We start from the raw sequence: 22,276 nt of genomic DNA, 5'->3' as shown, positions 1-22,276 counted from the left end.
GTTCCGCCGCTCTGCGGCACCGGTACGCACGCCCCGTCGCGCCGCGGCGGGCGGAGACAGGAGGCGGCGTGGCCCAGGACTATCCGGCGGTCGAGGCCCGCCCCCGGCGGCGCGGCCGCAAGCTGCTCATCGGCCTGCTCGTCCTGCTCCTGCTGGTCGCAGTGGTGCTGGTGATCGCCGACCGGGTGGCGGTCGGGGTGGCCGAGCGGGCCATCGCCGACCGGGTGAGCCAGGAGGTCGCCAAGCAGGGTGCGCAGGCCGCCGAGCCCGACGTGGAGGTCGGCGGGACGCCGTTCCTCACGCAGGTGCTCGACGGCCGCTACCAGCGGATCTCCATCAAGCTGCGGGACGTCCAGGCGTCGGTGGAGGGTGACGCCGTACGGCTGCCGGTGCTGGATGTGGACGCCCGTAACGTCCGGGCCTCGCTGGACACCCTGCGCACCGGGCAGGGCGACGTCATCGCGGACACCGTCAACGGCACCGGCACGATCAGCTACGACAGCCTCGCCGCGTTGCTGAACCGGCCCGGGCTCAAGCTCGGCGAGCAGGGCGGCAAGCTCGCCGTCACCGCCCCGGTCGACATCCTCGGTCAGCAGCTCACCGTCAGCGGCACCGCCGATGTCACCGTCGCCGAGAGCGGCGCCGTCGCCCTGCGCGTCAACGACCTGGACGCCGCGGGCCTGCCGAACCTGCCGCTGGCTCGCGCCCTGCTGAACAACTACGCCAAGGGCATCTCCGTCGACGTGCCCCTGCCCGACCTGCCGTTCCAGTTGGCCGTCCGGGAGGTCCGGCCGCTGCCCGAGGGGCTGGCGGTCACCGCCGACGCGAAGAACGTGCCGATCAACTCCGCCGGCTGAGCCCGTACTCCGGCGGTGGGACGCCCGACCGGCCGGCGGCCCCGACGATTCCCGGATGCTGGTCGGCCCGGTGGCAGCCCCGTCACTGACTGGTAGGCTCCCTGGCCATGGGGACCCACCTCACCAAACGGCGCGCGGTCGACCTGTGCCGCGTGGCCACCTGCCTGTGTCGCCCCGTCATCTGACGGCGGGGCTGTTTCCGGCCGCCTGACGGCGGCCACCGGCACGCAGGGTCCTCGCACCCTCCGGTGATCCCACCGAAAGCCCGGCAGCGGCGCCGTCGCACGAACCCGTGATCCCGTCCTTCCGCTGGGTCCCGCGCGTGGTGCGACAGTTGCATTCATCGATCTCGCGCGTTGGCTCACCATCCATCCTCACCAGGGAGTGATTCGATGAGTCGCGACACCGCACTCGTTACGGCCGAGTGGGCCGAGAAGAACCTCGACGCCCCGGGCGTCGTCTTCGTCGAGGTCGACGAGGACACCTCGGCCTACGACACCGGCCACATCGCCGGTGCCATCAAGATCGACTGGAAGACCGACCTCCAGGACCAGGTCCGCCGGGACTTCGTCAACAAGACGCAGTTCGAGGCGCTGCTCTCCGAGCGGGGCATCAGCAACGACGACACCGTCATCCTGTACGGCGGCAACAACAACTGGTTCGCCGCGTACGCCTACTGGTACTTCAAGCTCTACGGCCACCGCGACGTGAAGCTGCTCGACGGCGGCCGCAAGAAGTGGGAGCTGGACGCCCGTCCGCTGGTGACCGACACGGTGACCCGCCCGGCGACGCAGTACGTCGCGCAGGAGCCGGACACCTCCATCCGGGCCTTCCGCGACGAGGTCGTCGCCGCGATCGGCACCAAGAACCTGGTCGACGTGCGCAGCCCCGACGAGTTCGCCGGCCGGCTGCTCGCCCCGGCCCACCTCCCGCAGGAGCAGGCCCAGCGCGCCGGTCACATCCCCACCGCGATCAGCGTTCCGTGGTCCAAGGCGGCCAACGAGGACGGCACCTTCCGGTCCGACGACGAGCTGCGCCGGATCTACGGCGACGCGGGTCTCGACGACAGCAAGGAGACCATCGCCTACTGCCGGATCGGCGAGCGCTCCTCGCACACCTGGTTCGTGCTCCAGGAGCTGCTCGGCCACCGCAACGTCAAGAACTACGACGGGTCCTGGACCGAGTACGGCTCGCTGGTCGGCGTGCCGGTCGCCCTCGGCGACGAGCCCGGGGAGGTCTGACCATGACCGCTCCCACCGCTGCCGGTTGCGCCGCACCGGACCAGGCCGCGCCGTTGCCGGCCAGCCTGGACCTGGAGAAGGAAACCGTGATCACCGGCATCGTCCGCTCCGAGGCGGACGAGGCCGTGCCGGGCGCGTACGTCCGGCTGCTCGACTCGACCGGTGAGTTCACGGCCGAGGTGGTCACCTCGGCCGCCGGCCAGTTTCGGTTCTTCGCCGCGCCGGGTTCGTGGACGCTGCGGGCGCTGTCGCGGCACGGTAACGGCGACACCGCCGTCACCGCCGGCCGGGGCATCAACGAGGTCACGGTCACCGTCGCCTGACAACCCGCCCTCCCATCGACCGGGGCCGGTCACCCACACGGGTGATCGGCCCCGGTCGGTTCGGAGTGGATCAGATGCCGGTGGCTCTCGTGCAGGACGAGACCGGGTCGAGGTCGAAGTCGAGCGTGTTGACGATGCCCGCCTCGATCCGCGTGCGCTGGGTCTCGGGCACCCAGCCGTCCCGGGCCACGATCACCTCGTAGCGGCCCTTGGGCAGCCACCACGCGTACCTGCCCTGGGCGTTGGCGGTGAGGGTGTGGCCGGTGGCGGTGTTCAGCAGGTTGACCCGTACCGTCGCCGGGACCTGGACGGTGGTCCCGCCGCAGCTCACCCCCGTGATGGTGCCCTGGACCTTGCCCCAGTTCGCCGGGGGCGACACGTTCATCTCCACCGACACGGCGGGCACCGGGTAGGGCGTGTCCGACGCGATGCCCAGTTCGCCGGTGTGGGTGCCCGGTTGGGCCACGCCGGCCGCCGGGGTGGCGGTCAGCGTGACGGTGACCGTCCGCGACGCGCCTGGGGCCAGGGTGAAGGTGCTCGGCGCGGTGGACAGCCAGGGCAGGTCCGCCTCGCCGGCGCAGACTTCCAGGCCGGCCAGTCGCTCACTGTTCGCCGACCCCACGAACGACGAGGGCGAACCGCCGATCTTGTACGCGCCGCAGGCGGCGGCGCCCCGGTAACGACCGAACCCGACGTTGGGCAGGTCGCGCCAGCGACCGGCCACCGGGTCATACCCGATGGTCCGGTTGGTCACCGTGGTCGACGCCGCGGTCACCCCGCCGGCCAGGACCAGCAGGCCACCGGCCGCCGTGTACTGGGAGCCCCAGAGGTCCACGGGCAGGTCCGGCAGTGGACTCCAGGCGTCCGCCGCCGGGTCGTACCGGTGGGCGTCGGTGTACTCGGTGCCGCCGGTGCCCCCGGCGCAGTACACCGCGCTGCCGATCCCGCCACAGGAGAGCCAGGAGACCGGGTGCGGGTAGGCCGCGGCGGTGCGGAAGGCGCCGGTCGCAGGGTCGAAGACGACGAGCCGGTCCGAGACGGTGCAGTCGCTGTCGAGACAGCCTCCGACCAGGTAGACCTTTCCGCCGGCCACCGCCTGACCGGCCGCCGCCACCGGGAAGGGGTTGGTCGCCGCCGGCACCGTGCCCCAGGTGCCGGTGGCCGGGTCGAACACGTCCACCGAGGCGACGGGGTTGTTGTCGGCGCCCCAGCCGCCGATCACGTACAGCTTGCCGGCCACCGCGGCCGCGACCGGCTTCGACCGGGCGGTCGGCAGGTCGGGCAGCGCGGACCAGGCGTCCCCAGCGGGGTCGTAGCGCCAGGCCCTGCGTTCCAGGCCGGTGCCGCCACCGCCGCCGACGGAGTAGACCTTGCCGTCCAGGTTGGCCGCCGCGTTGTCGTAGATCGCCGCCGGCAGGTCGGCGATCTCGGCCCAGGCGTCCTCCGCCCGTGGCGCGGCCTCCGGGCCCGCCCCGCCGTACGCGGTGCCGGCCCGGGCACTGCTGATCCCCTTCATCCTCTGCTCACGCAGCGGCGCGCCCGTCCGGGACAGCAGCTCGAACCGCCCGTCGCGTTCCACCAGGTCGACGGTGGCGGGCGCGGTGCCGGTGTTGCGCACCGTCACCTTCGTCGTCCGGGTGCTGCCGTACGGCTGGTGCGACTCGACGCTGGTCGAGGTGACGGTGAGCCGGCCGGCGGCCAGCGCGAGGTCCGCCCGGCGGGCGTCGTCGGCCACCACGGTCACCGTCCTCGTCGCCGGCTGGTAGGGCGACCGGCTCGCGGTGAACGGGTGCGCCCCGGTCAGCCCGGAGTAGAGCCAGTAGAAGCCGTCCGGCAGGTTCGGGTCCTCCGGAGTGGCCGTCGATACGCCGTGGTCCTCCGGCCGGTCCGCGCTGGCCACGGTGACCCCGTTGAGCGGCGTGCCGCTGTTGCGGTCGGTGGTCGCGCCGAGCACCAACCCGCCGGGCGTCGCGGCGCAGTCGCGGTTGACGAGCTGCACGTCGTCCACCTGCCACCACCAGGCGAAGGCGCCCTGGAAGCGGAACCGGACCTGGACGGCGGACGCCCGGGCCGCCGCGGTCAACGGCACCTCCTCGACCTGCGGGCCGCGCCGGCTGCTGGTCTGGTGCCAGACGTTGGTCCAGGTGGTGCCGCCGTCGGTGGAGACGTCCACGTCGGCGGCGTCGCTGACACCGACCGCGCGCCAGTCGCTGTGGAAGCGCAGCACCGGTGCCGGGGCGGCGCTCAGGTCGACCGTCGGGGTGACCAGGTCGGTGTCCTGGGTCCTGCCGGAGCCGAGCCGGTCGCTGTCGACGATCGCGAAGTTGCCGGTGCCGCCGGTGAGGTTGCCCCGCTCGCCGAGGTCGGTGAACGCCCAGCCGCCGTCCCCGGTGCGGTTGCGCACCGCCCAGCCGGCCGGCGTGTCGGCGCCCTCGAAGCTCTCGCTGAGCAGCGGGGTGCCGAAGCTGCCGGTGTAACCGGGCGCGGCGCAGGCCGCCTCGACCGGCACCGTGATGTCGGCCGTCGCGGCCCCGGCGCCCACCACCACGTCCCGGGTGACCGTGCGGTAGCCGGGGTAACGGGCGGCCACGGTGAGCCGGTAGCCGGTGTTGCCCGGGACGGTGAACGAGTACCGCCCGGTGACCGGGTCGGTGAAGATCGGCCCGCCGGGTCGGCCTCCGACGTCGACCCGGGCGTAGAGCGGCCAGCCGTGCCCCGAGCCGTCGGTGACCCGGCCGCTGACCGTGACCGTCGGGTTCGCCACCAGGGCGAAGTCCCGGGTGACCGCGCCGCCCTCCGCGACGGTGACGCTGGCCGACTGCCCGGCGTGGCCGTACGCGCTGACGGTGATCGTGGTCTCGCCGGCCGGCACGGTGAACGCGTACCGGCCGTCGGCGCCGGTGGTGACGCCGCGGGTGCCGTCGCCGACGGTCGCGCCGGCGATCGGGTCGCCGCCGGCCGCCGCGGTCACGGTGCCCACGATCCGTCCGACCGGGCCGCGCGGGGCGCTCCGCACCGCCGCGTACGCGTCCAGTCGGCCCTCGCCGAAGACGTTGTTGTCGGCGGCGGTGCCACCGCAGGTGGTGGCGTCGACGTCGCGGGCGGTCCGGTCCAGCAGCTCCTCCGTGGTGGCGGGGTCACCCTTCAGGCCCGGTGCCGCCGACCAGATCAGCGCGACCGTGCCGGAGACGTGCGGTGCGGCCATCGAGGTGCCGTTGAAGGCGGCGTAGGAGTTGCCCGGGACGCTGGAGCGCACGTCGCTTCCCGGGGCGGCGACGTTCGGCTTGTAGGAACGCGGGTCGGTGCCCTCGCCCCGCCCGGAGAAGCCGGAGATGGCGTTGTCGACGTCGTACGAGCCCACCGCGTACGCGCCGGCGTTGTCGCCGGGGGAGCCGGCGCTGCCGCAGGAGGGGCCGTCGTTGCCCGAGGAGAAGACCGGGAACATGCCGGCCGCGCGCCAGGCCGCGATGGTCTGCTGGTACCACGGGTCACCGCCGGCGCCGCCCCAGGAGTTGTTCACCACGTCGGGGCGCAGGTCGGGGCGGGGGTTCCGCCCGGTCAGGTCGGTGGGGGCCAGCACCCACTGACCGGCGGCGAGCAGGGACGCGTCGGAGCAGGAGTCGTTCTCGCAGCCCTTCGCGGCGATCCATCGCGCGCCGGGGGCGACGCCGATCTGGTTGCCGGCGCCGTCGTCGCCGACCATCGTGCCCATCGTGTGGGTGCCGTGGCCGTTGTTGTCGCAGGGCGCCGCTCCCGGGCAGACCCCGGCCGGGTCGTACCAGTTGTGGTCGTGGTCGAAGGCGCCGCCACCGAGGTTGCCCCGGTACGCCCCGACCAGCGCCGGGTGGTCGTACTGCACCCCGCTGTCGATGTTGGCGACCACCACGCCCTCGCCGCGGTCGCCGAACTCGCTCCACACCCGTGGTGCGTTGATGTTGGTGAGGCCCCACTCGGCGCCGTCGGCGCCGGCGCGGCTGCCGGCGGCCGGGGTCGGGCGCACCAGCGGATAGCTGCGGGTGGGTTCGACCCGGGCGACCTCGGGGCGCTCGGCGATCTCGTCGAGCAGGGCCCGGTCGCCGGTCACGCGTACGGCGTTGGCGATCCAGTAGGCGGTGTGCGGCGCCTTGCGGGCGGTCAACAGCGAGCGCAGGTCGCGCTGGGTGCGCTCGGCGGTCGTGGTGAGCAGCCGGTGCACCTCCCGGGCGCGGTCGTCCGGGTCGGGCAGCCTGGCCGTCCGCGACACGGGCGCGGTGTCACGCAGGTAGACCAGGAAGCTCCCGCTGCCCGTCGCACCGAGCTGGCTGAGCAGACGCTGGTCCACCCGGGCCCGGGTCGGCGCGGGCTGGGCGGGTGCGGCCTGGGTGGCGACCGCGGGCTGGGCGGTGAGCCCCAGTAGGACGGCGGCGCATGCCACGGCTGTCCGCCCGAGGGCGGACCGCACGGGTGATGGTCGGAACACTCTTTCCTCCCCACGTCATCGGTCCCGATCGATTCGGGACGCGCGCGCACCGCGCTGAGGGCCGCGCGCACGGCGGTCGGGGCGCGTCGGTGGCTGGCGCTCGCGCCAGCACGTCCGCTGACGGTCGTGCCGTGGCGCGTCAACACGGTGCTCACTGGATAACGCCAGTCGGTACCTGGTCAGTGACGTGGCGTATTCCTGACCGTGGGGCCGCCCCCCGCAATTCATCGGCATACGTCACTATCTTCGGGTGGAAGTGACGCTCAATACGGTGGATGCGGGTGGAGGTGGCGTGTCCGGTGACGAGGTCCCCATCGTCGTCTGCGTCAGCGCGGACGTTTCGATGCGGGAGCGGGTGGTGCGCCAGCTCGACGGGGTCGGCCCGGTGCTGAGCTGCGCCGACCTGGCCGAGCTGCGGGCGATGCTGTTCCCGTCGCCGCCGGGCGGCTCGGCCCCGGCCGTCGCGCCGGTCAGCCCGCCAGCGGGGCAGGAGGAGCCGGTCAGCTGGGGTGAGCTGGTCGTCGACCGGGCGGGGCACGTCGTCACCTGGTGCGGCAACCCGCTCCCGCTCAGCCGCACGGAGCGGGAGTTGCTCGCCCTGCTGATCGGCCCACCGCTGGTGGTGTGGAGCTACGAACAGCTCTTCGCCGCCGTCTGGAGTGGCGCGTACCTGGGTGACACCGCGATCCTGCACTCGGCGGTCAAGCGGCTCCGGCGCAAGCTGCGCGCCCTGCCGGGCGGGCCGCGGGTGCACACCGTGCGGGGTGTCGGTTACCGCCTCGATCCGCCGCCCCGGCCCGCCTGACCGTGGCCGTCGCCCCGGCACGCGACGCCACCGGTCGCCGCCGGGCCGGCGGACGGCCCGTGACACCATGGCCGGGTGAGCGGTGCTGTCCGGACGGGGTGGGCCCCGTCGACCGGTCCCGCCGCGCCGGCACCGGCCCGGCGGTGGCGGCGCTGGCTGCTGGTCGCGACCGCGCTCTGGGCCGTACTCCTGACCGTGCTCGTCTGGGTGTCGGTCCGCAACGACCCACCGACCGTGCGCGAGCAACGCTCCCTCGACCAGGCCGGTCCGGTGGTCGACCGGGCGGTCGGCGAGCTGGCCCGGGCGTCCGGCGCGGCCGGGCTGCTGGAGCTGGGGCCGGCGCGGGTCGAGTCGGGCTGTCGGGTCACCCCGTTCGCCGACGGCGCGACGCTGCGGCGTGAGGTCGGCGTGCTCGCGCCCGCCGGCACCGAACGGGCCGTGCTCTCCGCGATCGCCGACCACCTTCCGGCGAGCTGGCGGGCCGGGGTCGGGCCCGGGTTGGACGGCCCGGAGTTGCGCGCCGACGCCGGGGAGTTCGTCGCCGTCGAGGGCCGGCCGACCGGGGACGGTCGGGTCCGGTTGACCGTCGACAGCGGATGCCGGCCGGTCGGGTCCGGCTACGTCCCGCCGCCGGCCGCCGCTCCCGGCCCGGAGGCCGCCGCCCTGACCGCCGCGCTGCGGGCGCTGGGCAGGCCGGCCGACGCCCCGCCGGAGCTGGTCACCGCGCCCTGTCCGGGCGGCGCGGTGGCCCGTACCGCGCGGTCCGCCGCGGGTTCCGGCCCGGCCGGACCGGTGGACGCGCTCGCGCCGCTGGCCGGCGGCGCCCCGCTGCTGGACGACCCGCCGGTGTACGCGTACCGCGCCGGTCCGGTCACCGTGCTGGCCGAACTCACCCCGGACGCCGCCCGGCTGGCCGCCACCGTCGGCTGCCCCGCCTGAGCCGCACGTCCCGCCGGATCAGCCGCTCGACCCGTCCTCCGGGCTGCGGCTGCGGCCCAGCGCGTCGACCCGGCCCCACCGGCCCGGAATGTCGAGCAGCTCGATCCGGCCCATGCCCGGCGGCACGGCCGGATCGATGATCAGGTGTTCACCCTGCGGTTCCAGCCCCAGCATCACCCGCAGCAGGAGCAGCGGCGTGCCGGTCGACCAGGCCTGCGGGCTGCACGCGGTCGGGTACTCCACCGGGTAGTCGGTGAGGTCACGGGGGTAACCGGCGAAGGCCTCCGGCAGCCGCCCGTCGAAGTAGTGGGACGCGGCGAGCATCGCGTCGCAGATCGTCCCTGCCTCGTCCCGGAAGCCGTACCGCCACAGCCCCCAGGCGATGATCGAGTTGTCGAACGGCCAGACGGTGCCCACGTGATAGCCGATCGGGTTGTAGCGGCCCTGGTCCTCGGCAAGGGTCCGCACCCCCCAGCCGGAGAACAACCGCGGCCCGAGCAGGTGCTCGACCACCTTGCCGGCCCGCGACTCGTCGACGATGCCGCTCCAGAGCAGGTGCCCGATGTTCGACGACAGGGCGTCGACCTGCTGGCCGTTGGCGTCCAGGGCGAGCGCGTAGTACCCCCGGTCGGTGATCCAGAAGTCGTGGTTGAACCGCTGCTTGAGGGCGGCGGCCTCCCGCTCCAGCCGGTCGGCGTAGGTCGGGTCTCCCCAGAACGTCCGGGCCATCCGGGCGGCCCGGATCTTCGCGTCGTACGCGTAGCCCTGGAGTTCGCAGGTGGCACGGGGGAAGCCGGGGATCCGGCCGTCGGCGTACGAGATGGCGTCCAACGAGTCCTTCCAGCACTGGTTCCGCAGGCCGGTGTCCGGGTTGCGGGTCTGGTACCAGAGGTAGCCGGTGCCGAGCAGGTCGCCGTAGGTGTCCATCCACTTCAGCGCCGCGCGCACGTGCGGCTCCAGCCGCCGGATCAGCTGGGTGTCGCCGGTCCAGCGCTCGTACTCGTCGAGCAGGATGATGAACAGCGGCGTCGAGTCCGCCGACCCGTAGTACGGCGAGTGCGGTTGCTCCTCGAAACCGGCCGTCTCCCCGTACCGCAGCTCGTGCAGGATCTTGCCCGGCTCCTCGTCCCGGAAGTCGTCCACCCGGTGCCCCTGCAACCCGGCCAGCATGACGATGGTCGGCGGGATCAGCTCCGGCAGGAACGGCAGCACCTGCAACGAGGTGATGATGCTGTCCCGGCCGAACAGGGTCATGAACCAGGGGAGACCGGCGGCGAGCAGCCGTACGCCCAGGGCGATCGACTCGTAGCGCAGCGCGGCCAGGTCGTTGAGGCTGCGTCGGTACGCCCCGGCCAGCGGCTCGCAGTCGCAGCCGAGCTTCGGCGCGCGGTCGATCAGCTCCTGCTGCTCGGCGCGGATGGCGTCCGCGCTGCGGCTGCCCCCGTACGGCAGGGTGGCCCGGATGTCCTCTCCCCGCGCGCCGTAGACGACGGTGGACACGTGCAGCCGTGTCTTCCACTCGCTGTTGCGGGGGACCCGGATCTGGAAGGTCATCCCGGCGGCGTCGACCGTCGCCGGCGCGCTGGAGCTGATCAGGGTCTCCCGGTGGAACGCCTCCCGCCGGTACGTCAGCCGCAGCTCGTCGTCGGTCACCGTGACCGTCGTCTGCCCCTGCTTCTGCCGGGCATTCTTGATCTCGAACAGGTCGGCGAAGTCGGCGCCCATCTCGATCCGGACGGTGAACTCGATCTCCTCCCCGGCGTGGTTCAGCACGGTCAGCTCCTCCTCGAAGCTGCCGACGATCGCCCGGTTGCGGATCACCGATGCCTTGGCGTCCAAATAGTGGGTGGGTTCGCCGGGGGCCAGGAAGAACTTCGTCCGGTACGACTCGGTGTCGTCCATCGAGAGGGCGTGCAGACGCTTGCCGTTCAGGGTGAGCACCCAGGTCGACAGGAAGCGGGTGTCGAAGGAGAACAGCCCGGTGGGGAAGTCGAAGGACGGCTCGATGTCCCCTGTCCGGTCACTGACCAGGAAGGTGTTGCCGTCCAGGATGCTGACGAGATCCTTCACGGCTGCCGCCCGGCCTGCTGCCGAGCCACCTCACGAGGGTCGCGGGTGCCCGGTGGGTCCGGGAAGAAGCGCCGGAAGGCCAGGAAGAGCACCACGTTCCCGCTGAACGTGCTCTCGTTGCGCAGCACCGCCGCGACCCCCTGGGCCTCGCCGGTCACCAGCCGGTCGAACAGGGCCGTGCTGCTGTACCAGATGGCGTCGGCGGGCCCGCGGTTACGGCTGACGTTGACCGAGCCCGGCCGCATCCGGACCAGCCAGTGCTCCGTCATGTTGTCGGTGGTGAGGTCGATCTGGAGCGTGCCGTCGGCCAGGCCACCGAGGATCTCCGGGGCGCGCGCCGGCAGTGATTCGAAGAATCTCTCCGTCACCTCGGTCACACCCGAATCGTAGGCAGCCGTCCGAGATGTCGGGTCGGTATCCGCACTCCGCCCGAACCGGCCGCCGGGGCCCCCGCGGTTGCTCAGTAGACGAGCGCCTGCGCGCCCTCGGCCAGCGACTCCTCCACGAAGACCGCGGCGCCCGCGATCCGGACGCCGGGCAGCACGTCGTCCGGGCCGATCTCCCGGCGGGCCGCGCACTGGGTGCAGGCGGTCACCCGGCCACTGGTGAGGATGACGTGCAGCAGCTCGGCCAGCGGCGCGGAGTGCGGCAGCTCGAACTCCTGGGCGCGACCGGGCAGCGCGAACCAGGTCGACTCGCCGGTCAGCCAGAGCGACACGTCCACCCCGGCCGCGACGGCGGTCGCGGCGACCGTGAACGCCTGTGCGCACCGCTCCGGGGCGTCCGCCCCCGCGGTGGCCTTGACGACGAGAGTGCGGGCCATGGGGCCCAGCATAGGATGGTCGGGATGGTTACCGAGATCGGGTTCGTCAGCCTGCTGGTCGCCGGCCTGGGCGGGCTCGCCGGTGGCCTGGTCTACCTCGCCGTACGCATATCGAGAGGACGTTGGTGACACTGGTGAGCGACGAGAACCCGCTGCAGCCTCCGTGGCTGAACGCGCCGCCGGTCGACCCGTACCCGTTCGAGGAGAGCCACGACCTGCGGGTCGGGCCGAAGCTGCACCCGACGCTGGACGCTCTGCTGCCCTACATCGGGTTGTGGCGCGGCCGGGGCAAGGGTGGCTTCCCCACCATCGAGGACTTCGACTACGCGCAGGAGATCCGGATCAGCCACGACGGCCGGCCGTTCCTGCACTACGAGTCCCGGGCCTGGATCCTCGACGAGCAGAGCCGGCCGGTCCGCCCGGCCGGGCGTGAGGTCGGCTGGTGGCGGCCGGTGGTGGTGGACGGCCGGGCCACCGACGAGCTGGAGGCTCTGCTGACCACCCCGACCGGGGTGATGGAGCTGCATCTCGGCAAGCGCACCGGCACCCAGGTCGAGTTCGCCACCGACGCGGTGGTCCGGACGGCGACCGCCAAGGAGGTCACCGGCGGGCACCGGCTCTTCGGCATCGTCGAGGGCGCGCTGCTCTACGCCCAGGAGATGGCCGCGATGGGGCACCCGCTCAGCCCGCACCTCTCGGCCCGGCTCGTCCGGGTCGGCGGCTGACCCTCAGGAGACGGGGAAACCCAGCAGCGCTTGCAGGTCGGGGGTGCGCGGGCACGGGTCGCGGCGCACCCCGTCCAGCGTGCGGACCTCGGTGATCCCCCGCACGGACGAGCTGAACCAGACGCCGTCCGCCGCGTGCAGTTCGGCCGGGGTGACCATCCGTTCGGCGGCACGCAGACCCAGCTCGCCGGTGTGGCCGAGGAGCCAGGCCGCGGTCGTGCCGGGCAGGATGCCGGTGGTGGCGGCGGGCACCGTGCAGAGCGTGCCGCCGGTGAGCCACACCACGTTGGCCGTGGGGCCCTCCAGCGCGTACCCGTCGGAGGAGGTCCAGAGCACGTCGTCCACCCCGGCCCGGCGGGCCCAGCGGCGGGCGGCGCTGTTGACCGCGTACGAGGTGGACTTGATGCCCGCCGGCAGCCAGTCCAGCCCGGTGCGCGCGTCGGCGGGCACCCCCAGCGGCAGGGTGGCCACGCTGATCCCGTCCCGGCGGGCCGCGCGGGACGAGGCCTGCACCTCGGTCAGGGTGGCGTAGACGGTCGGCGGGCCGCCGGCCTCCGGGCCGCGGGTGCACACCAGCCGCAGTGCCCCCTCCACCTGCGCCGGCCACCCCGCACGCACCGTGTCGAGCAGCTCGACCAGCGCGGCCGTGGGCGGGAGGGTCAGCTCGACGGCGGCCGCTGCCGCGGCCAGCCGGGCCAGGTGCTCGTCGCGCAGCCACGGCCGGCCCTGGCGCAGGTGCATGGTCTCGAAGAGGCCGTCGCCGCGGAGCACGCCGAGGTCGTCGCCGCGCAGCACCGCTTCGCCGGCCGGGACCAGGCCCTGCTCCAGCACGGCGAGGCGCGCGGTCGGGCCGGCCGCGACCTTCCCGACGGATGACATCACCATGACCGTCGAGCGTAGCGGCGGTCCGTCAGCGTGCCGAGGCCGGACGGTGGCCGAACTATGATCGGACGGTGTCCGAATCCTCCCTCGCGGAAATGCTCCGGTCCCGTGGGCTGCGGCTGACGGCCCAGCGGCAGCTCGTCCTCCAGGCTGTGCTCGATCTGGGCCACGCCACCCCGGAGCAGGTGCACACCGCGGTCCGGGAGGTCGCCGCCGGCGTCAACATCACCACCATCTATCGCACGCTCGAGCTGCTCGAACGGCTCGGCCTGGTGACCCACACCCACCTCTCGCACGGTTCGCCGACCTATCACGCGGCCGGTGAGCACCAACACGTCCACCTGGTCTGCCGGGAGTGCGGCGCGATCGACGAGATCGATCCGGAGCTGCTCCGCCCGCTCGCCGACCAGTTGGCCGCGCAGCGGGGGTTCCGGGTGGACATCGGGCACGTGTCGCTCTTCGGCGTCTGCGAGCGTTGCGAGAACGGGGACCACAAATGATCGACATCGCGGGTGCGGTGGCCGTCGAGAGCATCGACGAGGCCAGCCGCGACCAGCCGGAGCCGGCGCACGTCGCGGCCGGGGTGCGGGGGGTCGCCGCGCACTACGGTGACCCGCTGCGCGAGCAGCGCGTCCTGGACACCGAGGTCGGTCTGGTCGACCGGTCGCACCGGGGGGTCGTGGCGGTGCCCGGGGAGGAGCGGGCCAGTTGGCTGCACACGATCACCTCGCAGCACCTGGCCGCGCTGGCCGCCAACGAGGGCACCGAGCTGCTGGTGCTCTCCCCGCACGGGCACGTCGAGCAGCACGCCCTGGTGGCCGAGGACGGCGAGACCACCTGGCTGGACACCGAGCCGGGCGCGACGGCCGGCCTGCTGGCGTACCTGGAGAAGATGCGGTTCTTCAGCAAGGTCGAGCCGCGTGACGCGACGCCTGAGCGGGCGCTGCTGTCGCTGGTCGGCCCGGCGGCCCCGGAGGTGCTGGGCACGCTCGGCGTGACCGGCCTGGCCGCACCCGACCTGGTCGCGGTGCCCGGTCCGAAGTTCGCCGCCGGCGCCGTGCCGCCCCGGGTGACCGTTCGGTACGACGTACGTCCGCTGCCGGTCGGCGGCTGGGCCCGGCGCGGCCCGCTCGGGGTGGACCTGCTGGTGCCCCGGTCGGCCATGGACCAGGTGGTGGCGGAGCTGCGCGGCGCGGGTGTGCCGGTCGCGGGGCTCTGGGCGTACGAGGCGATCCGGGTGGCCGCCCGGCGGCCCCGCCTCGGGGTGGACACCGACCACCGGACCATTCCGGCGGAGGTGGACCTGATCGGCCCGGCGGTGCACCTGGACAAGGGCTGCTACCGGGGGCAGGAGACGGTGGCCCGGGTGCACAACATGGGTCGGCCGCCGCGTCGCCTCGTGCTGCTGCACCTGGACGGGGTGACCACCGACCAGCCGCCGACCGCCGGTACGCCGGTGACCCTGGACGGCCGGGCCGTGGGCTTCGTCGGCACCGCCGTGCTGCACCACGAGCTGGGCCAGATCGCGCTCGCGGTGCTGAAGCGGAACGTCCCGGAGGACGCGGCGCTGCGGATCGGCGAGACCGCCGCGGCCATCGACCCGTCCTGAGCGGGCCGTCTAGGATCGCCGGCATGACGACAGGGACGTTGATCACGGTGGCCCCGACCGGCGCGGAGTCGGCCAAGGCGGAGGTGCCGGCGCTGCCGGTGACCCTTGACGAGCTGCTGCTCACCGCCAAGGAGTGCGAGGCGCTCGGCGCCGCCGTGATCCACGTCCACATCCGCGACGACGCGGCGCGCCCGACCCTCGACCCGGCGCGGCTGCGGGAGACGGTTGCGGCGTTGCGCGAGAGCACCGACCTGATCGTGCAGCTCTCCTCCGGCGGCGCGGTGACCGACCCGGAGGCCTCCCGGCTCGCCGTGCTCGACGCCGCGCCGGACATGGCCTCGTGCACGATGGGCACGGTCAACTTCGGCGACGACGTCTTCCTCAACCGCTGGGAGTTCATCGTCGACCTGCACACCCGGATGCAGGAACGCGGGATCGTGCCGGAGTACGAGATCTTCGACCTCGGCCACCTGGCCGCGTTGCAGCGGCTGCTCGGCAAGTACGGGCTGCCGGCGGGCGGGCACGTGCACGTCGACTTCGTGATGGGTGTGCCGGGCGGCATGCCGGGCACCACCGAGACGCTGGTCGCCGCGCACCGGATGCTGCGGGACCTGCCGGAGGGCGCCACCTTCTCGGCCACCGGCATCGGCCGCAGCACCATCCCGGTCATGCTGGCCTCGCTGTCGACCGGCGGCCACCTGCGCGTCGGTATGGAGGACACGGTGACGTACGCCAAGGGTCGCCCGGTGGAGTCCAACATGCAGCTGGTCGCCCGCGCGGTCGGCTTCGCCCAGCTCGCCCAGCGTCCGCCGCTGACCACCGCCGAGGCCCGCGAGCTGCTGGGCCTGTAAGGCCAGGCCTGTCCCGCGCCCCTGTCACCCGGGGGTGGACGAGCTGGTCACCCCGCCGCCGGGCCCTACCGAACCATCGGTACCGTCCAGCACGTGGGAAAGACGTACGAGGGCGGCGCGCCGCTCGCCGAGGTGGTCCGGTCCGGGTTCGTGGAGGGCGCGCATCGTGGCTCGGTGGTGGTGCTGGACGCCGCCGGTGTGCCGGTGGCCGCCGCCGGGGACGTGGTCGCACCGATCTTTCCCCGCTCGGCCAGCAAGCCGATGCAGGCGATCGGGATGCTCCGCGCCGGCCTGCCGCTGACCGACCCGGCCGACCTGGCGCTGGTGTCGGCCAGCCACGCGGGTGAGGAGTTCCACCTGGCGCGGGTCGGCGCGTTGCTGGACCGGGCCGGGCTGGACGCCTCGGCCCTGCACTGCCCGCCCGACCTGCCGGTGGGCGAGGCGGCCCGGGAGGCCGTGCTGCGGGCCGGGGGTGGCCCGACCCGGGTGCAGATGAACTGCTCCGGCAAGCACAGCGGGATGCTCCTGACCTGTCAGGCGGCCGGATGGCCGCTGGACGGCTACTGGCGGCCGGAGCACCCCCTTCAGCAGGGGCTGCGGGCGGCCATCGAGGAGTTCACCGGTGAGCAGGCGGCCGCCGTGGGGGTGGACGGCTGCGGCGCCCCGGTGCTCGCGGTGTCCCTGACCGGCCTGGCCGGGGCGTACCTCCGGCTGGTGGACGCCGAGCCCGACCCCGCGCCGCGTGCGGTGGCCGACGCCATGCGCGCCCACCCGGAGATCGTCGGCGGCACCCGGGCCGACGACACCCGGCTGATGCGCGGCGTACCGGGCCTGCTGGCCAAGGTCGGCGCCGAGGGCGTGATCGCGGTGGCGTTGCCGGGCGTCGGCGCGGTCGCGCTGAAGATCGACGATGGCGCCGCCCGGGCCCGGATGCCGGTGCTGGTCTCGGCACTGCGCCGGCTCGGCGTGGACGCCCCGGTGCTGGCCGAGTACGCCGAGGTGCCGCTGTTCGGTGGCGGTGTTCCGGTGGGCGCGGTCCGCCCGATCTGGTGAGCGGCGGCCGGGCCCGACCGTCGGGGACGGCCGCTCGCCGATGAGCGCGATACCTCAGAGGCATATTTATGCCTCTGAGGTATCAGGCTCGTTCGCCCGAAGCCCTCGGCGGGGAGTCGGGTGGGTCAGCTCAGGAAGTCGAGCAGGGCGGCGTTGACCGGCTCGGGGCGCTCCAGCGGCAGCAGGTGCGCGGCGTCCGGCACGTCGGGCAGTCGTACCGCGCCGGGCACCTCGGCCGCGATCCGGTCGGCGAGCCGGCTGATGTCCGGCACGTCGGCGGCGCCCGCGGTGACCAGGACCGGCACCCGCAGCTCGCCGAGGCGGCCGATGGCCGGCGGCGTCAGCTCGCCCACCTCCACCGCGCCGAGCGCCAGCTCGGCGGCGAGCGCCCGCTGGTCCATCTCCTGCGCGAACGCGAGCAGCGCGGGGTCGACGTCGGCCGGCTGGCGACCCGGGCCGACCACCCAGAACCGCACCTCGCCGGCCGCCCCGGCGACGAAGTCGTCGGGGTCCACCTCGCCGACCAGGTCGTCCCAGAGGTCGTTGGCCTCCTCGGACCACTCGTTTCCGGAGACCGCCGTGTCGAACAGCGCGAGCGCGCTCACCCGGTCCGGGTGGGCGAGCGCGGTGTCGATGGCCACCGACCCGCCGAAAGAGCAGCCGACCAGGGCGGCCCGGGGCAGCTCGAGCGCGTCCAGCAGGCCGGCCACGTCGTCGTGGTGCGCGAACGGCGTCGGGGGCAGCTCGGAGTCGCCGTAGCCACGCAGATCCGGGACGATCACCCGGTGCCGGGCGGCGAGCGCGGGCAACTGCCCACGCCACATCCGGCGGTCGGCGATGCCGGCGTGCAGCAACACGACGGGCGAACCGCTACCGGCCTCGTCGTACGCGATGACTGCTCCGTTGACTGTGATCTTGTGCACGGTCGGACGGTACGGATCGCAGGGGCGGCACGCAAACAGGATGCTGAGACCTTGCTAACTATGGCTAGCGTTTTGCTTGCAAGAGTTAGCAGGGCGGATTAGCGTCCGTGTCATGGCCACACCGAAGGACCTTCCCGACGTCGGCGGGTTCATCCGCGATCTGCGGCGCAACGCCAAGATTTCGCTGCGGCAGCTCGCCGAGCAGGCGGGGGTCAGCAATCCGTACCTCAGCCAGATCGAGCGCGGCCTCCGCAAGCCCAGCGCCGAGGTGCTCCAGCAGTTGGCCAGCGCCCTGCGGGTGTCCACTCCCGCGATGTACCTGCGGGCCGGGCTGCTGGACGACAAGGAGGGTCACGGTGTGCTCGCCGCCATCGCGGTGGACCCCGACCTGACGATGGCCCAGAGGCAGTCGCTCAGCCAGATCTACGAGACGTTCCGCCGGGAGAACACCCGGCTGGCCGAGGCCCGGGCCGCCGCCGAGGGCGCCGGCACGGGCACCGCCACCGGCGGCGCGGCCGGGGTGACCACCCCGACCGACGTCGCCGACGAGCCGGCCGATGTCGCCAACCTGGCGGCCGCCGGCCCCACCACCGCAGGCGGCACCCCGACCGAGGCCGTCCTCGAGTCGGTCGCCGTCACCGAGGCGGGCACCGCGGCCGCCCCGGCCAGCACCAACACCCCCGAGAAGAAGGCCGCCGGTCCGGCGGTCCGGAAGGCCGCCGAGGCGGCCGAGGAGGAGACCTCATGACCGAGCCGAAGACCAACCGCATCCCCGCCCCGATCTACGCCGCCGCCGGCGCCGGGGAGTTGGCCCTCCAGCAGCTGCGCAAGCTGCCGTCCGTGGTCGGCGTCCTCGGCACCCGGGTCGTCGCCGACCTGGGCGGTCGGGCCGTGCTGACCGGCTTCGAGCTGCGCCAGAAGGCCACCGAGACGCTGCGTACCGCCAACGAGACCGCTGAGAGCCTGCGCGGCCGGGCCCAGGCCGAGCTGGACCTGGCCAAGCTCCGCGAGTCGGCCGACCTGGCCAAGCTCCGCGAGGTCACCGACCTGGACCGGCTGCGGGCCGCCGCGACCCGTAACGCCGCCGTGGTGGTCGCCGGCGCCCAGGCCGCGCAGGAGCGGGCGTTCGCCGCGTACGGCGCGCTCGTCGCCCGCGGTGAGCGGGTCGTCGGCGCCGGTGTGCTGGAGGCCGCCGAGACGGTCAACGCCGACATCGAGGCGACCCAGGCCGTGACGCCGGCCACCACCGAGGCCTCGGCCCCGGCGGAAGCCACCACCCCGGCCACCGCCCCGGCCGAGGTGCCGACCCCGGCCGACGTGGCCGAGATCGCCGAGGCCAAGCCGGCCGCCGTCAAGCAGGCCGCCCGCGCCCCGAAGGTTGCCAAGCCGGCCGCGACCCCGTCGGCGAAGCTGCCCCGGGCCACCAAGCGGACCCGCCCGGCGGCGGAGTAGTTCGCCGCGTCGACGACCCCGACGGCGTCCTTGTCGGACGTAGTCGGGGTCGTCGACATAAGCTTGCCGGCATGGCCAACGCCGCGCCGATCTTCGCCTTCGAAGTCCGCTCCGTGATCGAGCTGATCCTGCTCGTCTTCGCGCTGATCATCCAGGGTGTCGCGCTGGTGCACGCCGTCACGCAGCGCTCCGACGCCTTTCCCGCCATCGGGACCCTGCCCAAGGGTGGCTGGATCGCCATCCTGGCGGTCTGTCTCGTGCTCACCCTGCTCGGTTTCGGTCCGATCAGCCTCTTCGGACTGATCGGCATCGCCGCCGCGCTCATCTATCTGCTCGACGTCCGGGTCGGCCTGCGCGACCTGAGCGACGGCAAAGGGTTCTGGTGAGAGGTTTCCGCTGGCCGCCTCCACCCGACGGCGGGCCCCGCACCTGGGGGCCCGGCCCGGGCGGGCCGCGTACCGGCCGGCCGGCACTGCCCGAGCCGGAGACCGACCTCGTCACCACCCCGCACGGCGTACGCCTGGAGCGGCTGGTCACCGGCACCGGTGATCCGGTCACCGTCTTCGCGCACGGGTTGGGCAACGGCATCGCCACGACACGGCCGTTCGGCAGTGGCGTGACCGGCCGCAAGGTCTTCTTCCAGTTCCGTGGGCACGGCCGCTCCGACTCGCCGGCCGGCCCGTGGAGCTACCTGGACCTGGCCCGGGATCTGCGCGCCGTCGCGGATCTCACCGGGGCTGGCAGGGCGTTCGGGGCGAGCCTCGGCGCGGGTGCGCTCTGCCGGTTGCTGGCGGAGAGCCCGGAGCGCTTCGAGAAGCTGGTCTTCTTCCTGCCGGCGGTGCTCGACAAGCCACGTGGCCCGGTCGCCCGTGAGCGAATCACGGACCTGCTGGAGGCGGTGGAGAGCGGGGACGCCTCGGCGGTCGCCGACGTCGTCTCGCGGGAGATGCCGCCGGCGGTCCGTAACACCCCGGCAGGCTGGGCGTACCTGCGGCAGCGGCTCGACCAGCTGCTCCGCGACGGCCTCGCCGACGGTCTGGCCACCCTGCCGGACCAGGCGCCGCTCCGCGACGCCGCCGCCCTGTCGGCGGTCACCGCGCCGGCGCTGGTGATCGGCTGTGCGGGCGACGACCTGCACCCGGTCGAGGTCGCCGAGCAGCTCGCCGCCGCGCTGCCCCAGGCCACCCTGCACGTGTACGACCGGCCCGGCGTGCTCTGGACGGAACGCGCCGACCTGCGGGAGCGCATCTCCGGCTTCCTCAACGAGTAACGTCCCCTGGTATGGGCGTCACACAGCATGGCCGGACGCACCGGCTGGATCTCGCCGACCCGACCCTGCGCGAATGGACCTGCACGGTCCTGCACGCCGACCCGGAGCAGGGCATCGTGCTGGACCGCTCGGCGTTCTACCCGGGTGGCGGCGGTCAGCCACCGGACCACGGCGTGCTGCTCTGGCAGGGCGTGCAGACCCGGATCGTCGGCACCCGCAAGGGCGACGACCCGTACCTGATTCCCGCCGAGGGTGACCCGCTGCCGCCGGCCGGCACCGAGGTCGTCGGCGCGGTGGAGGACGAGCGCCGCACCCGCCTGATGCGCACCCACTCCGGGCTGCACGTGCTCTGCGGGGTGGTGTTCCGCGACTTCGGCGCGCTGGTCACCGGCAACTCGATGGAGCCCATCAAAGCTTTCGTATAACGTACTCACTTGTGCTGGACAAGCCGCAGGTCAGAGCCGCGATCTACTGCCGCATCAGCCTTGCCCGCCTCGGCGACACCGTCAAGGTCGACGAGCAGGAACTCGTGTGCCGCCGGCTCGCCCACGCCCGCAACTGGGCCGTCGACCCCCGCCACGTCTACATCGACAACTCCGTCTCCGCCTGGAAGCACACCGTCCGCCGCAAAGGGTGGGAGGCGATGCTGGAGGCCATCAAGCGCGGCGAGATCGACGCGATCATCGTCTACCACGGCGACCGACTCATCCGGCAGCCCTGGGACCTGGAGGTGCTGCTGCGCCTCGCCCAGGCCGGCACTCTGCTCGCCTCCCCCACCGGTGAGCGGGACCTCGGCAACCCGGAGGACCAGTTCGTCCTGCGCATCGAGGCTGCAGTCGCGAAGCGGGAGGTCGACAACACCTCCCGGCGGATGAAGGCCAAGTTCGACCGGCTCGCGGAGCAGGGCATCTCCCGCCTGGGCGGGCGCGGCGGACGCGCGTTCGGTTTCGAGCCTGACGGGCTGACCGTTCGCGAGGCTGACGCCGCGGTCCTGCGAGAGGTCGCCGTCCGGGTGCTCGCCGGCGAGCCCATGGGCGCGATCGTGCGTGACCTGAATGGACGCAAGGTCACCACGGTCACCGGCGGTCAGTGGGACCACGCCAACCTGAAGCGCGTCCTGACGAAGCCCCGCATGGCGGGACTGCTCGTGCACCGGGGCGAGATCGTCGGCCCCGCAGCGTGGCCCGCCATCCTCGACCAGGCGACATGGAAGGCGGTCTGCGACGCGCTGGAGCAGAAAGCCGGGGCGTTCGCCTACGTGCACAACGTCCGCACCCACCTGCTGTCTGGCATCGCCCGGTGCGGCCCCTGCGGCAAGCCGCTCATGCCCCGCCAGCACGCCAGGGGCAAGCAGCTGCTCGGGTACGGGTGCGTCGCTCCCGGCTGTCGCAAGACGCACAGGGCGATGCACCACCTCGACGCGTACGTCATCGGCGCCACCCTGGCGCGTCTGTCCGACGAGCGGCTACGCAAGCGGTTGCAGCCGACGACGAGAGACACCAGCGGGCTGACCGCAGAGATGAACAAGCTCAGCCAGCGTCGCCTTCAGATGATCGCCGAGTTCGGTGACGACGACGAGATGGGCGCCGACGTCCTCCGTCTGTCGGTGCGTCGTCTCGACAAACGGATCGGGGACCTGCGCGCGGAGATCGACGCCGCTCACGTGCCGACGGTGCTCACCGGACTGTGGAACATCGACCGGGCCGGGTGGGACGCACTCGGACTGCACCGGAAGCGGGCCGCCATCGGCGCGTTGCTGCGCATAACAGTCTGGCCCTCGCAGAAGCGAGGGCCAGGTTTCGATCCAACGACGGTAGAGCTGGAGCCGGTCTAGGCGGTACGGCGGCCATTGCGGCGGGGGCGGAAACCAGTCACCACTCGATCGATTAGACCCCGGAGGGCTTCGCGCTCCTCCGGGGTCAGCTTCGACGTGTCCGAGAGCAGTTGCTCAATCTCGGTGACGAGGGGGTCGCGTTCGACGATCGGGGGAGGGG

Annotated in this window: 23 protein-coding genes and 1 pseudogene; 18 read left to right on the top strand and 6 right to left on the bottom strand. The window is 73.3% G+C overall.

What is annotated here, in order from left to right; all coding sequences use genetic code 11:
• Window positions 1-68: 68 nt before the first annotated feature.
• The 4 genes from DKT68_RS03935 to DKT68_RS03925 all read left to right on the top strand — a co-directional run bounded on the left by DKT68_RS03935 (window position 69) and on the right by DKT68_RS03925 (window position 2,421).
• Window positions 69-857, top strand: coding sequence for an LmeA family phospholipid-binding protein (locus DKT68_RS03935; RefSeq protein ID WP_109816065.1), 789 nt, complete (start codon window positions 69-71; stop codon window positions 855-857).
• 107 nt (window positions 858-964) lie between these two features.
• On the top strand, window positions 965-1,042 hold the full coding sequence (locus DKT68_RS32505; RefSeq protein WP_310503780.1) for an Ms5788A family Cys-rich leader peptide: 78 nt from the start codon (window positions 965-967) through the stop codon (window positions 1,040-1,042).
• Between the two features lie 207 nt (window positions 1,043-1,249).
• Entirely contained in the window at window positions 1,250-2,098 is an 849-nt protein-coding gene (locus DKT68_RS03930; RefSeq protein WP_109816064.1) for a sulfurtransferase, read from the top strand.
• Between the two features lie 2 nt (window positions 2,099-2,100).
• Complete coding sequence (locus DKT68_RS03925; RefSeq protein ID WP_109816063.1) at window positions 2,101-2,421, top strand: DUF1416 domain-containing protein; 321 nt, start codon at window positions 2,101-2,103, stop codon at window positions 2,419-2,421.
• A 70-nt stretch (window positions 2,422-2,491) separates the two neighbouring features.
• Here DKT68_RS03925 and DKT68_RS03920 read toward each other — a convergent pair whose 3' ends face one another.
• On the bottom strand, window positions 2,492-6,880 hold the full coding sequence (locus tag DKT68_RS03920) for a S8 family serine peptidase (RefSeq protein WP_109816062.1): 4,389 nt from the start codon (window positions 6,878-6,880) through the stop codon (window positions 2,492-2,494).
• Window positions 6,881-7,223: 343 nt separating this feature from the next.
• On the opposite strand from DKT68_RS03920, the gene DKT68_RS03915 reads away from it, so the two are divergent.
• Both DKT68_RS03915 and DKT68_RS03910 read left to right on the top strand, forming a co-directional pair.
• Window positions 7,224-7,685 (top strand): winged helix-turn-helix domain-containing protein, encoded by a 462-nt coding sequence (locus tag DKT68_RS03915; protein WP_201748888.1) that lies wholly within the window; start codon window positions 7,224-7,226, stop codon window positions 7,683-7,685.
• Between the two features lie 75 nt (window positions 7,686-7,760).
• A complete protein-coding gene (locus tag DKT68_RS03910) occupies window positions 7,761-8,624 on the top strand; it encodes a hypothetical protein (RefSeq protein WP_109816060.1) in 864 nt (287 codons plus the stop codon).
• 18 nt (window positions 8,625-8,642) lie between these two features.
• Here DKT68_RS03910 and DKT68_RS03905 read toward each other — a convergent pair whose 3' ends face one another.
• The 3 genes from DKT68_RS03905 to DKT68_RS03895 form a co-directional block, all read right to left on the bottom strand.
• Window positions 8,643-10,694: an amylo-alpha-1,6-glucosidase gene (locus DKT68_RS03905; RefSeq protein ID WP_109816059.1), complete on the bottom strand. Its 2,052-nt coding sequence runs from the start codon at window positions 10,692-10,694 to the stop codon at window positions 8,643-8,645.
• A complete protein-coding gene (locus DKT68_RS03900) occupies window positions 10,691-11,071 on the bottom strand; it encodes an SCP2 sterol-binding domain-containing protein (protein ID WP_109816058.1) in 381 nt (126 codons plus the stop codon). Before DKT68_RS03900 ends, DKT68_RS03905 begins: the two co-directional genes overlap by 4 nt.
• Window positions 11,072-11,154: 83 nt before the next feature.
• Window positions 11,155-11,529: a DsrE family protein gene (locus DKT68_RS03895; protein WP_074314889.1), complete on the bottom strand. Its 375-nt coding sequence runs from the start codon at window positions 11,527-11,529 to the stop codon at window positions 11,155-11,157.
• A 12-nt stretch (window positions 11,530-11,541) separates the two neighbouring features.
• Here DKT68_RS03895 and mtfM point away from each other — a divergent pair, with 12 nt between their 5' ends.
• Together mtfM and DKT68_RS03890 are read left to right on the top strand one after the other, a co-directional pair.
• Complete coding sequence (gene mtfM / locus DKT68_RS32340) at window positions 11,542-11,646, top strand: small membrane protein MtfM (protein WP_030327764.1); 105 nt, start codon at window positions 11,542-11,544, stop codon at window positions 11,644-11,646.
• A 5-nt stretch (window positions 11,647-11,651) separates the two neighbouring features.
• Window positions 11,652-12,242, top strand: a complete 591-nt coding sequence (locus DKT68_RS03890; RefSeq protein ID WP_109816071.1) for an FABP family protein — start codon at window positions 11,652-11,654, stop codon at window positions 12,240-12,242.
• Between the two features lie 3 nt (window positions 12,243-12,245).
• Here the strand turns inward: DKT68_RS03890 and DKT68_RS03885 are convergent, their stop codons facing one another.
• Window positions 12,246-13,127, bottom strand: a complete 882-nt coding sequence (locus DKT68_RS03885) for an aminotransferase class IV (RefSeq protein ID WP_236646702.1) — start codon at window positions 13,125-13,127, stop codon at window positions 12,246-12,248.
• A gap of 68 nt (window positions 13,128-13,195) precedes the next feature.
• Between DKT68_RS03885 and DKT68_RS03880 the strand changes: the two genes are divergently transcribed.
• The 4 genes from DKT68_RS03880 to DKT68_RS03865 all read left to right on the top strand — a co-directional run bounded on the left by DKT68_RS03880 (window position 13,196) and on the right by DKT68_RS03865 (window position 16,637).
• Window positions 13,196-13,624 (top strand): Fur family transcriptional regulator, encoded by a 429-nt coding sequence (locus tag DKT68_RS03880; protein ID WP_109816057.1) that lies wholly within the window; start codon window positions 13,196-13,198, stop codon window positions 13,622-13,624.
• Window positions 13,621-14,733, top strand: coding sequence for a CAF17-like 4Fe-4S cluster assembly/insertion protein YgfZ (ygfZ, locus tag DKT68_RS03875; RefSeq protein WP_109816056.1), 1,113 nt, complete (start codon window positions 13,621-13,623; stop codon window positions 14,731-14,733). The genes DKT68_RS03880 and ygfZ overlap by 4 nt, the downstream gene beginning before the upstream one ends.
• A gap of 23 nt (window positions 14,734-14,756) precedes the next feature.
• Complete coding sequence (locus DKT68_RS03870; RefSeq protein ID WP_109816055.1) at window positions 14,757-15,584, top strand: BKACE family enzyme; 828 nt, start codon at window positions 14,757-14,759, stop codon at window positions 15,582-15,584.
• Window positions 15,585-15,677: 93 nt separating this feature from the next.
• Complete coding sequence (locus DKT68_RS03865; protein WP_109816054.1) at window positions 15,678-16,637, top strand: asparaginase; 960 nt, start codon at window positions 15,678-15,680, stop codon at window positions 16,635-16,637.
• 125 nt (window positions 16,638-16,762) lie between these two features.
• Here DKT68_RS03865 and DKT68_RS03860 read toward each other — a convergent pair whose 3' ends face one another.
• Window positions 16,763-17,560, bottom strand: a complete 798-nt coding sequence (locus DKT68_RS03860) for an alpha/beta fold hydrolase (RefSeq protein WP_201748886.1) — start codon at window positions 17,558-17,560, stop codon at window positions 16,763-16,765.
• A gap of 112 nt (window positions 17,561-17,672) precedes the next feature.
• Between DKT68_RS03860 and DKT68_RS03855 the strand changes: the two genes are divergently transcribed.
• The 6 genes and pseudogenes from DKT68_RS03855 (at window position 17,673) to DKT68_RS03830 (ending at window position 22,116) form a co-directional block, all read left to right on the top strand.
• Window positions 17,673-18,308 carry a helix-turn-helix domain-containing protein gene (locus tag DKT68_RS03855; protein ID WP_109816052.1) on the top strand — a complete coding sequence of 212 codons (636 nt, stop codon included), beginning with the start codon at window positions 17,673-17,675 and terminating at the stop codon, window positions 18,306-18,308.
• On the top strand, window positions 18,305-19,012 hold the full coding sequence (locus DKT68_RS03850) for a hypothetical protein (protein ID WP_109816051.1): 708 nt from the start codon (window positions 18,305-18,307) through the stop codon (window positions 19,010-19,012). Before DKT68_RS03855 ends, DKT68_RS03850 begins: the two co-directional genes overlap by 4 nt.
• Window positions 19,013-19,083: 71 nt before the next feature.
• A complete protein-coding gene (locus DKT68_RS03845; RefSeq protein WP_109816050.1) occupies window positions 19,084-19,398 on the top strand; it encodes a DUF2516 family protein in 315 nt (104 codons plus the stop codon).
• Complete coding sequence (locus DKT68_RS03840; RefSeq protein ID WP_109816049.1) at window positions 19,395-20,282, top strand: alpha/beta fold hydrolase; 888 nt, start codon at window positions 19,395-19,397, stop codon at window positions 20,280-20,282. Before DKT68_RS03845 ends, DKT68_RS03840 begins: the two co-directional genes overlap by 4 nt.
• Before the next feature lie 11 nt (window positions 20,283-20,293).
• Window positions 20,294-20,698, top strand: a pseudogene (locus tag DKT68_RS03835) (alanyl-tRNA editing protein); the annotation flags it as partial.
• A gap of 20 nt (window positions 20,699-20,718) precedes the next feature.
• Window positions 20,719-22,116, top strand: coding sequence for a recombinase family protein (locus DKT68_RS03830; protein WP_109816048.1), 1,398 nt, complete (start codon window positions 20,719-20,721; stop codon window positions 22,114-22,116).
• Window positions 22,117-22,276: the final 160 nt, after the last annotated feature.

Source organism: Micromonospora acroterricola, assembly GCF_003172955.1.
Lineage (GTDB): Bacteria > Actinomycetota > Actinomycetes > Mycobacteriales > Micromonosporaceae > Micromonospora > Micromonospora acroterricola.
Note: the sequence above shows the minus strand (reverse complement) of the source record. Positions and strands in the feature narration are given on the sequence as shown.